Genomic DNA, 13,576 nt, shown 5'->3' on the forward strand with positions numbered 1-13,576 from the left:
GAACCACCGCTGTGGAGTTGCTGTTCTGACCTGCGGCCCGCGTCCGCCTCACCGGGTTCGACACGCGGGTCAACCTGGCGCCTGTCGGGTCTCAGACGATCTCGACGATGGTGGCGATGCCCATGCCGCCGCCCACGCAGAGCGTGGCGAGGCCGCGGCGCAGGTCCCGGCGGTGCAGCTCGTCGACGAGCGTGCCGAGGATCATCGCGCCGGTCGCGCCGAGCGGGTGGCCCATCGCGATCGCTCCGCCGTTGACGTTGGTGATCTCGTGGCTGATGCCGAGGTCGCGCATGAAGCGCATCGCGACGGCGGCGAACGCCTCGTTGATCTCGAAGAGGTCGATGTCGCCGACCTCGAGGCCGGCCCGGGCGAGCGCCTTGCGCGCGGCGGGCGCCGGACCCGTGAGCATGATCGTCGGGTCGGCGCCGGAGACGGCGGTCGCGACGATGCGGGCCCGCGGGGTCAGGCCGAGCTCGGTGCCGATCTCCTCGGTGCCGACCGCCACCAGCGCGGCGCCGTCGACGATGCCCGAGGAGTTGCCGGCATGGTGGACGTGGTTGATCCGCTCGACCCAGTGGTACTTCTCGAGTGCCACGTCGTCGAAGCCCGCGTCGGCGCCGACCTGGGCGAAGCTCGGCTTGAGGCCGGACAGGCCCTCGACGGTCGTGTCGGGGCGGATCAGCTCGTCGTGGTCGAGGATGGTGAGCCCGTTGCGGTCGGCGACCGGCACCACGGCGCCCGCGAAGTAGCCGTTGGCCCAGGCCTTGGCCGCGCGATGGTGGGACTCCGCGGCGTACGCGTCGACGTCCTCGCGGCTCCAGCCCTCGAGGGTCGCGATCAGGTCGGCGCCGATGCCCTGCGGCACGAAGCCGGTGCGCAGCGCGGTGGCCGGGTCGGACGCCCAGGCGCCGCCGTCGGAGCCCATCGGGACCCGGCTCATCGACTCCACGCCGCCGGCGAGGATCAGGTCCTCGAACCCGCCGCGGACCCGCGAGGCGGCCTGGTTGACCGCCTCGAGGCCGGAGGCACAGAACCGGTTCAGCTGCACGCCGGCGACGGTCTCGGGGTAGCCGGCCGCGAGGGCGGCGGTCTTGGCGATGTCGCCGCCCTGCTCCCCGACCGGCGACACCACGCCGAGGACGACGTCGTCGACCCGCGCGGGCTCCAGGCCGGGGTTGCGGTCCTTGACCTCGTCGAGCAGCCCGACGATCAGGTCGACCGGCTTCACCTCGTGCAGCGCGCCCGCCGCCTTGCCCTTGCCGCGCGGCGTACGAAGGTGGTCGTAGACGAATGCTTCAGCCATGTCCTACTCCATGATGGTGGGGCGATGCCACAAGAACCTGTGCGCTCGATTGTGACACTATTACTGTCATCGTCAAGGCAGGGACCGGATGTGAGGAGGGTCATGGAGGAGACCGTCGAGCCGTCGAGCGGGCTGCTCACCCTCGACGAGCTGACCGACCGCGTCGGCATGAGCGTGCGCAACATCCGCTTCTACACGACCAAGGGACTGGTGCCGCCCCCGATCCGGCGCGGCCGCTCCGGTTACTACAGCCCCGACCACGTGGCACGGCTCGAGCTGGTGCAGGAGCTCCAGGCGCACGGCTTCACGCTGTCGGCGATCGAGAAGTACGTCGCCCGCATCCCCGCCGACGCCACCCCCGAGGACATCGCGCTGCACCGGACCATGCTCGCGCCGTGGCAGGCCGACCTGCCCGTCGAGATGTCGCGCGCCGAGCTCGACCGGCGCACCGGCCGGACGCTCTCCGCCGACGACCTGAGCACGCTGAAGGCGCTGGGCATCGTGTTCCCGACGGCGCGGGGCCGTTACGAGGTCGCGGTCTCCCAGCTCTCGGTCGGGCTCACCCTGCTCGATCTCGGCTTCCCGGTCGAGGCGGCGATCGCGGCCTCCGAGGTGTACGCCGAGCACGGACGCCAGATCGCCAAGGAGCTCAACGAGCTCTTTCGCACCATGGTCTGGCCGGTCTACAAGGAGTCCGGCGCCTCCACCGAGTCGCTGCGCAGGGTCGTCGAGAACCTCAAGCCGCTCTCGGTCGCCAGCCTGGTCGCGGCGTACGAGTCCGCCATGGACGAGACCCGCCGCGAGAACATCGAGCGGCGGGCGAGGTAGGCCCGGGTCTCGTGACCCGACACGTGACTGGTTCGCGTGGCCGGTTCGCGTGGCCGGCGAGTCGTCCCGGCGGGACACCCACCTCCGAGTGCCGCCAGGCCGATAGTCCGTCACAATACGGCTGCCCCAGGCAGAAACGACCACCAGAACGTGACGGACTATCCCGGATCGCGAGCACCTCACGGCCGATGCCACACCCAGAAGCGACGGGTACGCCGGGGCAGCACGGCGCTCAGTTGTCGAGCCGCAGGTGCAGCCAGGGGCGGTCGAGGACGAACCGCCGACCGGTGACCTCGATCGGGGCGATCTCGACCACGTCGTACTTGTCGGAGCCGACCCAGGGGCGGAGCGGGACGTTCTCGGCGCGGTGCTCCTCGGCCTCGCCGAGGTGGCGCGCCCGGCCGCGGACGACGACGCTGGCCGCGGTCTCACCGGCGAAGTCATCGATCTCGAAAGCGACCTCGGCGCCGAGCACCACGCCGAGCAGCTTGCTGCCGGGCGCGGTGCGGAAGAGCAGCGTCGCGCCGTCGACGGCGTAGTTGATCGGGGTGATGTGCTGCTCGTCCACGATCGTGAAGGCCAGCCGGCCGAACTCGTGGTCGCGCAGCATCTCCCAGCACTCCTGCGTGGTCATCTCGACCACGGGCGACTCCTCGCTCATGCTCCACCTCCCGGGACCCCGCCCTCGGCTCCAGCGTAGGGAGTCGCCGGTCGCGAGGGCGAGAGTCGATGGTCCCGGGGGTCGCGGGTCGCTACTTCCGCAGCCCGTCCTTCACGTCCTTGACGGCGTCCTTGACGTGCTCGCCGGCGCTCTTGGCCTTGGCGCTGGTCTGGTCCACCCTGCCCTCGGCCTCGAGGTCGCGGTCACCCGATGCACGGCCCGCCGACTCCTTGCCGTGGCCCTTGAGCTCCTCGAGCTTGTGCTCGGCCTTGTCCTTGAGTCCCATCACTGCCTCCTTCATCGCGCGTGCTTGGGGAGGCGGTGACCGGCGGCCCCGGCGGCAAACGTCAGGGACGCACCTCAGGCCGCGGGACGGCGGCCGCGACCGCGACCGCCGCGGCTCCGGCGACGGCCACCCTGCTGACCCGCCGGGCGACTCCCGCCGCCCTGCGGACGCGCGGGCTGCTTGCGCCGCGCGGGCTGGGCGGGCGCCGGCGCCTCGACGACCAGGCCACCCGGCACCAGCACCCGCTCACCCGGCGCGAGCGTGGCGAGCACGGGGTGCGAGGCGTCGGCGAGCTTGGTGGTGGTCGGCTTGATGCCGGCCGCGCGGGTCAGGCTGCGCACCTCGCGCACCTGCTCGTCGGTCATCAGCGTCACGACGGTGCCGCGGGCACCGGCCCGCGCCGTCCGCCCCGAGCGGTGCAGGTACGCCTTGTGCTCCACCGGCGGGTCGGCGTGCACGACCAGCGCCACGTCGTCGACGTGGATGCCGCGGGCGGCGATGTCGGTGGCGACGAGCGTGGACGCGCGGCCGGAGTGGAACGCGTCCATGTTGCGCGTGCGCGCGCCCTGGCTCAGGTTGCCGTGCAGCTCGACCGTCGGCACGCCGGCGCGGTTGAGCTGGCGCGAGAGGGCCTTGGCGCCGTGCTTGGTGCGGGTGAAGACGACCGTGCGGCCCGGGGCGCTGGTCAGGTCGACGAGCACCGGCACGCGGTGCTCGCGCGCGACGTGCAGCACGTGGTGGTCCATGGTCGCGACCGGCGACTGCGCCGAGTCGGCCTGGTGGGTCACCGGGTTGCGCAGGTAGCGCTTGACGAGGACGTCGATCGCCTTGTCGAGCGTGGCGGAGAACAGCAGCCGCTGGCTCTCCCGCGGGGTGCGGTCGAGCAGGCGGCGTACGCCGGGGAGGAAGCCGAGGTCGGCCATGTGGTCGGCCTCGTCGAGCACCGTGATCTCGATCGCGCCGAGGTCGCAGTGGCCCTGGCCGATCAGGTCCTCGAGGCGGCCGGGGCAGGCCAGCACGATGTCGACGCCGGCCCGCAGGCCCTGCACCTGGGGGTTCTGGCCGACGCCGCCGAAGACGGTGCGGGTGCGCAGGCCGGCGGCCTCGGCGAGCGGCTTGAGGGCGGCCTCGATCTGGGCGACCAGCTCCCGGGTGGGCGCGAGCACCAGCGCCCGCGGCCGGCGGGACTGGGCGGGCTTCCCGCCGGAGAGCCGGGCGACCAGCGGGAGCAGGAACGCGTAGGTCTTGCCGGAGCCGGTACGGCCCCGACCGAGGACGTCGCGGCCGGCGAGCGAGTCGGGCAGGGTCGCGGCCTGGATCGGCGTGGGGGTGGTGATGCCGAGGTCGGCGAGGATCGTGGACAGGTCCGCGGGCACGCCGAGCTCGGCGAAGCCCGCAGCGGTTGCTGCAGAAGACAAGGAAGGGTCACTCACTGCTGGGGGTGTCTCGCCAGCGTATGGATCCCGAGAGGGGCGCAGAACTCACGGCTCGCGCAGTCGCCCGAGGCAAGACAGGACGGGCTGTTGCCGCCAACCCTACCGTGCCGGACGGCACGCGTCCGAATCGTCAGCGGCCGATCGGGGCTCAACTGAAGGCCAGTACGCCGTCGTCGAGCGGCCGGTGGTTGATGGCGCGGACGTCGCGCAGGTAGTTCTGCCGCAGCTTCCACGGCTCCCGGTCCCCCTGCTGGGGTAGCTCGTCGAGCGCCCGCAGGATGTAGCCGGAGCTGAAGTCGATCAGCCGCTCCTCGCCGACCGTCGGGTCGCGCGGCGCCACCACCCGGCGTACGCCGTGGTCGTCCATGTGCCGCAGCAGCCGGCACACGAAGTCGGCGACCAGGTCGGCCTTGAGCGTCCACGAGGCGTTGGTGTAGCCGATCGTGAAGGCGAAGTTGGGCACGTCGCTGAGCATCAGCGCGCGGTAGGTGAGGGTGTCGTGCATCTTCACCGGGGTGCCGTCGACGGTGAGCTCGACGCCGCCCATGGCCTTCAGCGTCAGGCCGGTCGCGCTGACGACGACGTCGGCCTCGAGCTCCTCGCCCGAGCGCAACCGGATGCCGGTCTCGGTGAACGTGTCGACGTGGTCGGTGACGACGGATGCCCGGCCGCTGCGGAGCGCCCGGAAGAGATCGCCGTCGGGCACGAAGCACAGGCGCTGGTCCCACGGGTTGTACGCCGGCTTGAAGTGCGTGTCGACGTCGACCTCCGGCGGCAGCTGACCGGCGGCCTGCTTGCGGATGAAGGCCTTGACCCGGTCGGGGCGGCGGCGGGCGAGCTGGAAGAACGCCGTCGCGACCAGGATCGCCTTCCAGCGCACGATCGGGTAGGAGACCTTCGTCGGGAGCCGGCGCAGCCGCGTGGCGAGCGGGTCGTCGCCGGGCAACGAGAGGACGTACGTCGGCGATCGCTGCAGCATCGTCACGTGCCCGGCGCCGGCCTCGGCCATCGCCGGCACCAGTGTCACCGCGGTCGCGCCCGAGCCGATCACGACCACCCGCTTGCCGGCGTAGTCGAGGTCGTCGGGCCAGTGCTGGGGGTGCACCACGGTGCCGCGGAAGTCCGCCAGCCCCGGGAAGTCGGGCGCGAAGCCGCGGTCGTAGTCGTAGTAGCCGCCGCAGCCCCACAGGAAGCTCGCGGTCATCGTGACGGGCTCGCCGTCGCGGTCGATCTCGACGGTCCAGCGGGCGGTCGCGGAGTCCCAGCCGGCCGCGATGACACGGTGGCGGTAGCGGATCAGCCGGTCCACGCCATACTCCTCGGCGACCGTGCGCAGGTAGCGCAGGATCGACGGGCCGTCGGCCAGCGCGCGCTCGCCGACCCAGGGCCGCCAGCGGTAGCCGAAGGTGAACATGTCGGAGTCGGAGCGGACCCCGGGGTACCGGAAGAGATCCCAGGTGCCGCCGCTCGCGGCGCGCGCCTCCAGCACGGCCACGCTGCGGCCGGGATGCTCGGTGCGCAGGCGGCACGCGGCGCCGATGCCCGAGAGCCCGGCACCGACGATGAGGACGTCGACGTGCTCGGTCATGCCGGCACTCTACTGAATATCTGTCAACAAGCCTAGGGTCAGGCTTGGACCGCCGCGCCGATGCCGATCAGCGCGTCGACGTCGTCGATGCCCCACGCGGTCAGCGCCGTACGCGTGCTGTCGCCGGCGCTCTCCGCGGCGCGGCCGATGGTGGCCTCGGTGCGCGAGAAGCGCGGTGCGGGGGCCGGCTGGGTGTGGCCGTCCTTCTCGACGAACGTCCCCCGCGCGCGCAGGTGCGGGTGCTCGAACGCCTCGCTGATCGGGACGATCCCGGCGACGCAGGCGTCGGTGCCCTCGAAGACCGCGATCCACTCCCGCTGGGTCCGCTGCCGGAAGGCGTCGGCGATCAGGGTCCGGAGGCGGTCGTTGTTGGCCGGGTCGTAGCGGTCGGGAGCGTCGGCGCCGATGCCGAGCAGGGCGACGAAGGCGTCGTAGAACTGCGGCTCCAGCGCGCCGACCGACATGTGCCGGCCGTCGGCGGTCTCGTAGATGTCGTAGTACGGCGCGCCGCCGTCGAGGAGGTTGGCCGCGCGCTCCTCGTGGTAGCCGCCGGACGCCAGGAACGCCGCCGTCATCGCGTTGAGGTGGGCGGTGCCGTCGACGATCGCGGCATCGACGACCTGACCCTTCCCGCTGGTGCGCGACTCGAGGAGCGCGGCCAGGATGCCGATGACGAGGTACGTCGAGCCGCCGCCGAAGTCGCCGACCAGGTTGGCCGGGAAGTGCGGCCGACCCTTGTCCTGGCCCAGGCCGAAGAGCGTGCCGGTGATCGCGATGTAGTTCATGTCGTGGCCCGCCACCTGGGCGAGCGGGCCGTGCTGGCCCCAGCCGGTCATCCGGCCGTAGACGAGCCGCGGGTTGACCTGCTCCAGGTCCGCCGGCCCCAGTCCGAGCCGCTCCATCACGCCCGGCCGCATCCCCTCGACCAGCACGTCGGCACCCTCGACGAGCCGCTTCACCGTGGCCCGCGCCTGCTTGCTCTTGAGGTCGAGCGCGACGCTGGGCCGGCCGCGGTTGAGCAGCATGTGGCTGCCCCCGCCCGCGAACAGCTGACCGCCCGGCCGCTCCACGCGGATCACGTCCGCCCCCAGGTCGGCGAGGATCATGCACGCGTGCGGGCTCGGCCCGATCCCCGCGATCTCCACGACCTTCACGCCCCGGAGCGGCCCGGTGCCCTGTCCCAGCTCGTACGTCTCGTCCGGCATGTCCCGCATCATGACAGAAGTGCTGTCACGGTTGGTGGGTTCTGGGGTGGCAGGTGCCCGTCGGTGCGGCGGTGAGCAGGCAACCGTTTGCCCGGAGTGATCGGTTGCTGGCTCACCGCCAACCGGCCGACTCATCGCCAGCCGGGCCCGTTGTCCGCCCACAGGCCGGCGTCCGACGGACGGATCCACAGCCACCGTCCAGCACACCGCCAGCATCGGCGCCGGCGGCGTCGACTGGGTGGATGCGACCGATCCCGCCCGAGCTCCTGACCGGCTCCTTCACCCGCACCGACGCCCGGCGTCTCGGCGTGACCTCCCGGATGCTGCAAGGCAAGCGGTTCACGCGACTCCACCAGGACGTCTGGCGGGCCACGATCCACGTCATGACAGAGGCGGACTGGGTCGCGGCCGCCCGTCTCGCCCTGCCCGACGACGCCCACCTGACCGGGATCACCCGGCTCCAGCGGCTCGGCCTGGACTACGGGCCGGCTCGGCCGATCCGCTTCGTGGTGGACCGCGACCACCACCTCGCCCTCAACGACGTCTTCCTGCATCGGACCAAGAGGCTGCCGCCCACCGATGACGTCGGCGTGACGGTCGAGGCGGCCTTCGTCGCCTACTGCGCGCGGGCACGCCTCATCGACGCGATCAACGTCGGCGACTGGCTGCTCCATCACCACCACACCACGATCGACGCCATCCGCACGTTCGCGCTGTCGTGCCTGTGGCGCGACGGGGCCGACGAGGCGGTCGTCCTCCTGGAGCACCTCGACGGTCGCTCGCGATCGATCAAGGAGAGCGAGACCCGGAGCATCCTGCGGTTCGCCGGGCTACCGGCGCCCGAGGTGAACGCTGCCGTCGATGTCAATGAGCAGGTCGAGGTGATCGGCGACCTGGTGTACCGCCGCTGGCGGACCGTCGTCGAGTACGAAGGCAGCCATCACCAGCAGGACCGCGACCGGTACAACGCCGATCTCGATCGCTACGGGCTGATGCGAGCCGCCGAGGTCCGGTACGTGCAGGTCACGAAGGAACGGCTCGCCCGGCCGAGGACGTTGGTCGGAGAGGTCTACCGGACGCTGATCGCCGGCGGGTACGACGGACCGCCGCCGACGTTCGGCGTGCGGTGGGAGCTGCTGTTCCGGGGAGTCTCGGTCTCGGTGGGCCCGAAGCGCGACCGGACCCACCGATCGGCGGTGAGCTAGCAACCGATCCGTCGTACGGACTGGTTGCCCACTCACCGCCGCCCGGCGCACGCCCCGCCCAGCGGTGAACCAGCAACCAAACCCCGAACCGAGACGGTTGCCTACTCACCGCCGCCCGGCACACGCCCCGCCCAGCGGTGAACCAGCAACCAAACCCCGAACCGAGACGGTTGCCCACTCACCGCCGCCCGGCACACGCCCCGCCCAGCGGTGAACCAGCAACCAAACCCCGGACCGAGACGGTTGCCTACTCACCGCCGCCCGGCAGCACCCGCCGCAGGAACTGTCGGGTCCGCTCCTGCTCGGGCGCGCTGAAGATCTGCGCCGGCGGCCCCTGCTCGAGGATCCGGCCGCGGTCGAGGAAGCAGACCGAGGTGGCGACGTCGCGGGCGAAGGCCATCTCGTGGGTGGCGATCACCATCGTCGTCCCGGCCTCCGCCTCGGCCCGGACGATCGACAGCACCTCGCCGACGAGCTCGGGGTCGAGGGCGGCGGTGATCTCGTCGAGCAGCAGCAGCGTCGGCGAGGTGCAGAGGGCCCGGACCAGGGCGGCGCGCTGCTGCTGGCCGCCCGAGAGCCGGTCGGGGTGCTTGGTCGCGTGCTCGGCCAATCCGAAGCGGCCCAGCAGTTCGCGAGCGCGCGACTCGGCGTCGGCGCGCGAGACGCCGTGCACCAGCCGCGGGGCGAGGGTGCAGTTCTCGAGGACGGTCAGGTGCGGGAAGAGGTTGTAGGCCTGGAAGACCATGCCGATCCGCGACCGCACCGCCCGCGGGTCGACGCGCGGGTCGGAGATCTCGCGGCCCTCGAAGGCGATGACGCCGTCGTCGATCTCCTCGAGCAGGTTCAGGCAGCGCAGCAGCGTCGACTTCCCCGAGCCCGACGAGCCGATCAGGCAGATCACGTCGTGCGGCTGCACGGTCAGGGAGACGTCGTCGAGCACGACGCGGTCGCCGTACGACTTCCGCAGCCCGGCGACCTCGAGGAGTGCCGTCATCGCGAGCCCGCCCGTTCCTTCTCGACCATCCGACGCTGGAGCCAGTCGCAGAGCCGGGCGAGCGGGATCGTGATCACCACGAAGAAGCCGGCGACGACCACGAGCGGCGTGTAGTTGAAGTTGTAGTTCCCGTAGTCGCGGGCGGCGAAGACCGCGTCCAGCACGCCCACGAGCGAGACGAGGGCGGTGTCCTTCTGCAGCGAGACGAAGTCGTTGAGCAGCGGCGGTACGACGCGGCGCACCGCCTGCGGCACCACCACGTGCCGCATCGTCTGCGCCCGGGACAGGCCGAGCGCCTCGGCGCTGGCGAGCTGGGAGGGGTGGATCGACTCGATGCCGGCGCGGAAGACCTCGGCGACGTACGCCGAGTAGGAGAGCACCAGCGCGACCGTCGCCCAGACCAGCGCGCTGTTGGTCACGCCCTGCAGCTGCAGCGCCGGCACCCCGAAGCCCATCAGCAGGATCAGCAGCACGGTCGGGATGCCGCGCAGCACGTCGGTGTAGGCGACGGCGAGCACCCGCAGGGGCGTGAGGATCGCGGCGCGGGCCTGCCGGGCCAGCGCGACCGCGAGACCGACCACCAGGATCAGCGGCTCGGCGATCAGGAAGATCTTGACGTTGACCCAGAAGTAGTCCCAGATGTCGGGGAACGACTCCCGGGCGTGGTGCCAGTTGAAGAAGGTGTCCTGCACCCGATCCCAGCCGGGCGAGCTGACCAGGCCGATGACCAGCAGCGCGAACACCGCGATCATCGCGATCGTGGCGACCAGGATCGACCGCGTCCTCAGGGACCGGCGGATCCCGCGCCGCTCGAGCTCACGTGGGCTCGGTGACCACTCGCTCACTGGAGCTCGGGCACGCCCACGGTGTCGGAGAGCCACTGCTGCTCGATCTGGTCGAGCGTGCCGTCCTCACGCAGGGCGGACAGCGCCTCGTTGACGCAGGGGACCAGCTCGCTGCCCTTCTCGAAGAGCATCCCGAACTCCTCCTGCTCGCCGGTCTCCGGCTGGAACTGCCCGACGATCACGCTCTTGGGGATCTCCACGGCCGAGATGTAGAACGCCGTCGGCAGGTCGGCCAGGATCGCGTCGACCTGGTCGTTCTGCAGCGCCTGCTTGGCCGCGTTGGTGTCCTCGAAGACCAGCGGGTCCGCTTCGGGCTCGATGATGTCGCGGATCGCGGTCAGCGACGTGGTGCCGGTCTGCGCCCCCAGGCGCAGGTCCTCGAGGTCGTCGAGGCTGGCCGCCTCGGCGCCGGCGGTGCCCTTGAGCGCGATCACGGCCTGGGCGGCCTGGTAGTAGCCGTCGGAGAAGTCGACCACCTGGGCGCGCTCCGGCGTGATCGAGACCTGGTTGATGTCGAAGTCGAACTTCTTCGCGCCCGGGGCGTAGGACGTGTTGAAGGGGACCTTGACCCAGGTGACCTGGTCCTCGCTGAAGCCGAGCTGCTCGGCGACGGCGTAGGCGACCGCCGACTCGAAGCCCTCGCCGTTGCTCGGGTCGTTGTTGGCGAACCACGGGTCGTACGCCGGCGAGTCGGTGCCGATCGTGAGCTGGCCGGCCGTCTTCAGCGGCAGCGAGTCGATCGCGCAGGCCTGCGCGCTGGGGCTGCTCATGTCGCTCGGGTCGGCCGCCGACGAGGAGTCGCCGTCGGACTCCGGGGCACACGCGGCGGCGGCGAGGACGAGCGGGATCACGGCGGCAGCGGCCAGGGTGCGACGTACGAGCATGCCCGAATCGTAGGGTGCCGGCCCGGCTATCGTCTCCGCATGGCTCGAAGGCTGGTCGCCTCAGTCGCCTGCATCACACTCGCGGGGCTCTCCTCCGGGTGCACGGACAGGCCCGTCGGCGACCCGAAGCAGCCCGAGGTGACGACCCCCGCGGCCACGTCGAGCGCGCCGACACCCACGGAGTCCACCCCGACGCGACCCGCCCGCTTCGAGGCCGCGCGCGCGATGCGCACGGTCCGCCACCTGGCGGTCGAGATCGGGCCGCGGCTGGCGACCGGCCCGGCGTTCCGCGAGGCCGCTGACTGGGTCGCCGACGAGTTCGCGCGGCACGGGTACGCCGTGCGTCGCCCCTCGTTTCCCCTGCCAGCCGGTGACTCGTGGGGCGTACCGGTACGCAAGGGACGGTCGAGCAACGTGATCGCGACCCCGACCGACTTCGACCCGTCCGCGCCATACGTCGTGGTCGGCGCGCACCTCGACACGGTCGCGGTCGCGCCGGGCGCGGAGGACAACGCCTCGGGCGTCGCGGTGCTGCTCGAGGTCGCACGGGTGCTGGGCGGCAGCGGTCAGGTGGTGCTGGTGGCGTTCGGCGGCGAGGAGCCCCGCGGGCCGGGCGAGCTGCACCACTTCGGGTCCAAGCGGTACGTCACGGCGCTGACTCCCGACCGGGGCCGGCTGCTGCGCGGCATGGTCTCCCTCGACCGGGTCGGCGTCGGCTCCGTGGTCCCGCTGTCGTCGGTGGCGGGCACGCCGGCCGCGCTGCGCGACCGGCTGGCGCGGGTCGCGGCGCAGGAGGGCATCCCGACGATCGTGGAGACGGACTCGGCGAGCGACCACGAGTCGTTCGCCGACGCCGGCTTCCTCGCGGCGCGGATCGGCAGCACGCCGTACGCCGGCTACCACTCCGCCCAGGACCTGCCGCACTTCGTCGAGCCCGCTCAGCTGCGCCGGGTGGGCCGGCTGCTCCTCGCCTGGCTCAGCGCGGCGCCGCCAGCTGGCTGAGCTGCCAGAACGGCTCGAGGATGCTGCCGGCCGACGCCGCCGGCACGACGCGCGGCGCGAAGGCGCGGTCCATCCGGTACGGCACGAAGTCGGCCGCCATCAGCCGGTCGCCCCAGAACACCGCCTCGAGCACCAGCCCCTCCATGGTCTGGGTCATGAAGTCCATGTCGAAGACGAAGTTGCCCAGCGAGTGCACCACGAGGGTGTCCCCGACCTGCTCGGCGCCCTGCACCCAGTGCGGGTGACCGCCGACCACCAGGTCGGCGCCGGCCCGCGCGAGCTCACGGGCGACCTGGTGCTGCACCGGCTCGGGCCGATGGGTGTACTGCGTGCCCCAGTGCGGCAGCACCACGACGACGTCGACCCGCCGCGCGAGCCGGCGTACGTCGCCGAGCACGCGGTCGAGCTCGGCCCGGTCGAGCGGGCCGGTGCGCGGCGGCATGCTCACGGCGTTCGCCCCCGGGCGACCGGGGCCGGCCTCGGCCGTCTCGCCGATCGCGTTGAAACCGAGGAAGCCGAACCGGACGCCGTCGCGCTCCACCACCGCCGGCCGCCGGGCCTGCGCGAGGTCGCGGCCGGCGCCGAACGTCGGCAGCCCGCCCGCGCGCAACAGGCCGACCGTGCGCACCAGCGACGCGTCGCCGAAGTCACCGGTGTGGTTGTTGGCCAGGTCGAGCGCGTCGAAGCCCGCGGCCCGCAGGTCGCGCCGCACCGACGGCGCGGCCGAGAAGGAGTCGGTGACCGGGTCCTGCCGCGGCGGGCCGAGCTCCGCGAGCGTGCTCTCGAGGTTGCCGACGGTGATGTCGGCGGCGGCGAGGCGCTCGCTCATCGGCGCGAGGGGGCTACCGGCCACCCCGCGCCCCAGCATGATGTCGCCGACCACGGTCAGCGTGGTGACCTCGGCCGGGGCGGGTCCGGCGACCTGGAGCGGGTACGCCGCGGGGTCGCGCAGCGGGTCGACGCCCCCCACCGTGGCGACCCGCACCGTCGGGCCGACCGCGTCGGCGACGACGACCGCGATCGTGTCCATCGGCAGATGCCGCAGCCCGTCGGTGCGGTCGGTGGTGCGCAGCGGGCCCGGGGGCCCGCCGAGCCGGCGCCAGTCGGTGATCTCGCCGCGCTCGATGCGGCGCGCCTGGCCCACGGTGAGGTCGAGCGCCGGCCGGCGTGCGTTGAGCGCGAGCACGAGCGGCCGGGTGGTGGGCTCGACGCTCTCCGCGGGCGAGGGCGTCGGCGACGGCACGTCGGTGATGGCCCGGTCGACCGGCGGCGAATCGGACCCGCCCGTGCAGCCGGCGAGCGCGAGCACCGCCACGCACCCGACCAGGAGCCTCATGGC

At 72.4% G+C, this 13,576-nt stretch carries 13 protein-coding genes; 3 read left to right on the top strand and 10 right to left on the bottom strand.

What is annotated here, in order from left to right; all coding sequences use genetic code 11:
- Positions 1-91: 91 nt before the first annotated feature.
- Positions 92-1,303 (bottom strand): acetyl-CoA C-acetyltransferase, encoded by a 1,212-nt coding sequence (locus KM427_RS24585; protein WP_215525668.1) that lies wholly within the window; start codon positions 1,301-1,303, stop codon positions 92-94.
- Positions 1,304-1,405: 102 nt separating this feature from the next.
- Between KM427_RS24585 and KM427_RS24590 the strand changes: the two genes are divergently transcribed.
- Positions 1,406-2,131, top strand: a complete 726-nt coding sequence (locus KM427_RS24590; protein WP_183595426.1) for a MerR family transcriptional regulator — start codon at positions 1,406-1,408, stop codon at positions 2,129-2,131.
- Between the two features lie 232 nt (positions 2,132-2,363).
- Here KM427_RS24590 and KM427_RS24595 read toward each other — a convergent pair whose 3' ends face one another.
- The 5 genes from KM427_RS24595 to KM427_RS24615 form a co-directional block, all read right to left on the bottom strand.
- Positions 2,364-2,792 carry a pyridoxamine 5'-phosphate oxidase family protein gene (locus tag KM427_RS24595; RefSeq protein ID WP_215525669.1) on the bottom strand — a complete coding sequence of 143 codons (429 nt, stop codon included), beginning with the start codon at positions 2,790-2,792 and terminating at the stop codon, positions 2,364-2,366.
- A 91-nt stretch (positions 2,793-2,883) separates the two neighbouring features.
- Entirely contained in the window at positions 2,884-3,078 is a 195-nt protein-coding gene (locus KM427_RS24600) for a CsbD family protein (RefSeq protein WP_215525670.1), read from the bottom strand.
- Positions 3,079-3,152: 74 nt separating this feature from the next.
- Positions 3,153-4,496, bottom strand: a complete 1,344-nt coding sequence (locus KM427_RS24605; protein ID WP_215525671.1) for a DEAD/DEAH box helicase — start codon at positions 4,494-4,496, stop codon at positions 3,153-3,155.
- A gap of 166 nt (positions 4,497-4,662) precedes the next feature.
- The gene (locus KM427_RS24610) at positions 4,663-6,102 is read right to left on the bottom strand and encodes a flavin-containing monooxygenase (protein WP_183595429.1); all 1,440 of its coding nucleotides are present in this window, start codon (positions 6,100-6,102) and stop codon (positions 4,663-4,665) included.
- 38 nt (positions 6,103-6,140) lie between these two features.
- Positions 6,141-7,307 (bottom strand): CaiB/BaiF CoA transferase family protein, encoded by a 1,167-nt coding sequence (locus tag KM427_RS24615; protein ID WP_286674244.1) that lies wholly within the window; start codon positions 7,305-7,307, stop codon positions 6,141-6,143.
- Between the two features lie 242 nt (positions 7,308-7,549).
- Between KM427_RS24615 and KM427_RS24620 the strand changes: the two genes are divergently transcribed.
- A complete protein-coding gene (locus KM427_RS24620; protein ID WP_215525672.1) occupies positions 7,550-8,512 on the top strand; it encodes a hypothetical protein in 963 nt (320 codons plus the stop codon).
- A 247-nt stretch (positions 8,513-8,759) separates the two neighbouring features.
- Here the strand turns inward: KM427_RS24620 and KM427_RS24625 are convergent, their stop codons facing one another.
- From KM427_RS24625 to KM427_RS24635, 3 genes are read right to left on the bottom strand one after another with little or no spacing between them, the layout of a single operon-like run.
- Positions 8,760-9,506 (bottom strand): amino acid ABC transporter ATP-binding protein, encoded by a 747-nt coding sequence (locus tag KM427_RS24625; protein ID WP_215525673.1) that lies wholly within the window; start codon positions 9,504-9,506, stop codon positions 8,760-8,762.
- On the bottom strand, positions 9,503-10,351 hold the full coding sequence (locus KM427_RS24630) for an amino acid ABC transporter permease (RefSeq protein ID WP_252274867.1): 849 nt from the start codon (positions 10,349-10,351) through the stop codon (positions 9,503-9,505). The genes KM427_RS24625 and KM427_RS24630 overlap by 4 nt, the downstream gene beginning before the upstream one ends.
- Positions 10,348-11,235: an ABC transporter substrate-binding protein gene (locus tag KM427_RS24635; RefSeq protein ID WP_215525674.1), complete on the bottom strand. Its 888-nt coding sequence runs from the start codon at positions 11,233-11,235 to the stop codon at positions 10,348-10,350. The genes KM427_RS24630 and KM427_RS24635 overlap by 4 nt, the downstream gene beginning before the upstream one ends.
- 39 nt (positions 11,236-11,274) lie before the next feature.
- Between KM427_RS24635 and KM427_RS24640 the strand changes: the two genes are divergently transcribed.
- Positions 11,275-12,237: a M28 family metallopeptidase gene (locus KM427_RS24640; RefSeq protein WP_252274869.1), complete on the top strand. Its 963-nt coding sequence runs from the start codon at positions 11,275-11,277 to the stop codon at positions 12,235-12,237.
- Here KM427_RS24640 and KM427_RS24645 read toward each other — a convergent pair.
- Positions 12,212-13,573, bottom strand: coding sequence for a CapA family protein (locus KM427_RS24645; RefSeq protein WP_215525675.1), 1,362 nt, complete (start codon positions 13,571-13,573; stop codon positions 12,212-12,214). The two genes, KM427_RS24640 and KM427_RS24645, sit on opposite strands and share 26 nt — an antisense overlap.
- Positions 13,574-13,576 lie beyond the last annotated feature (3 nt).

The sequence above is a fragment of the Nocardioides sp. LMS-CY genome, assembly GCF_018732145.1.
GTDB classification, from domain to species: domain Bacteria; phylum Actinomycetota; class Actinomycetes; order Propionibacteriales; family Nocardioidaceae; genus Nocardioides; species Nocardioides soli.

Excerpts from the sequence above, each read along its gene's own strand:
- KM427_RS24585 (WP_215525668.1), bottom strand. The coding sequence starts at position 1,303 with ATGGCTGAAGCATTCGTCTACGACCACCTTCGTACGCCGCGCGGCAAG.
- KM427_RS24590 (WP_183595426.1), top strand. The coding sequence starts at position 1,406 with ATGGAGGAGACCGTCGAGCCGTCGAGCGGGCTGCTCACCCTCGACGAG.
- KM427_RS24595 (WP_215525669.1), bottom strand. The coding sequence starts at position 2,792 with ATGAGCGAGGAGTCGCCCGTGGTCGAGATGACCACGCAGGAGTGCTGG.
- KM427_RS24600 (WP_215525670.1), bottom strand. The coding sequence starts at position 3,078 with ATGGGACTCAAGGACAAGGCCGAGCACAAGCTCGAGGAGCTCAAGGGC.
- KM427_RS24610 (WP_183595429.1), bottom strand. The coding sequence starts at position 6,102 with ATGACCGAGCACGTCGACGTCCTCATCGTCGGTGCCGGGCTCTCGGGC.
- KM427_RS24615 (WP_286674244.1), bottom strand. The coding sequence starts at position 7,307 with ATGCCGGACGAGACGTACGAGCTGGGACAGGGCACCGGGCCGCTCCGG.
- KM427_RS24620 (WP_215525672.1), top strand. The coding sequence starts at position 7,550 with ATGCGACCGATCCCGCCCGAGCTCCTGACCGGCTCCTTCACCCGCACC.
- KM427_RS24625 (WP_215525673.1), bottom strand. The coding sequence starts at position 9,506 with ATGACGGCACTCCTCGAGGTCGCCGGGCTGCGGAAGTCGTACGGCGAC.
- KM427_RS24635 (WP_215525674.1), bottom strand. The coding sequence starts at position 11,235 with ATGCTCGTACGTCGCACCCTGGCCGCTGCCGCCGTGATCCCGCTCGTC.
- KM427_RS24640 (WP_252274869.1), top strand. The coding sequence starts at position 11,275 with ATGGCTCGAAGGCTGGTCGCCTCAGTCGCCTGCATCACACTCGCGGGG.
- KM427_RS24645 (WP_215525675.1), bottom strand. The coding sequence starts at position 13,573 with ATGAGGCTCCTGGTCGGGTGCGTGGCGGTGCTCGCGCTCGCCGGCTGC.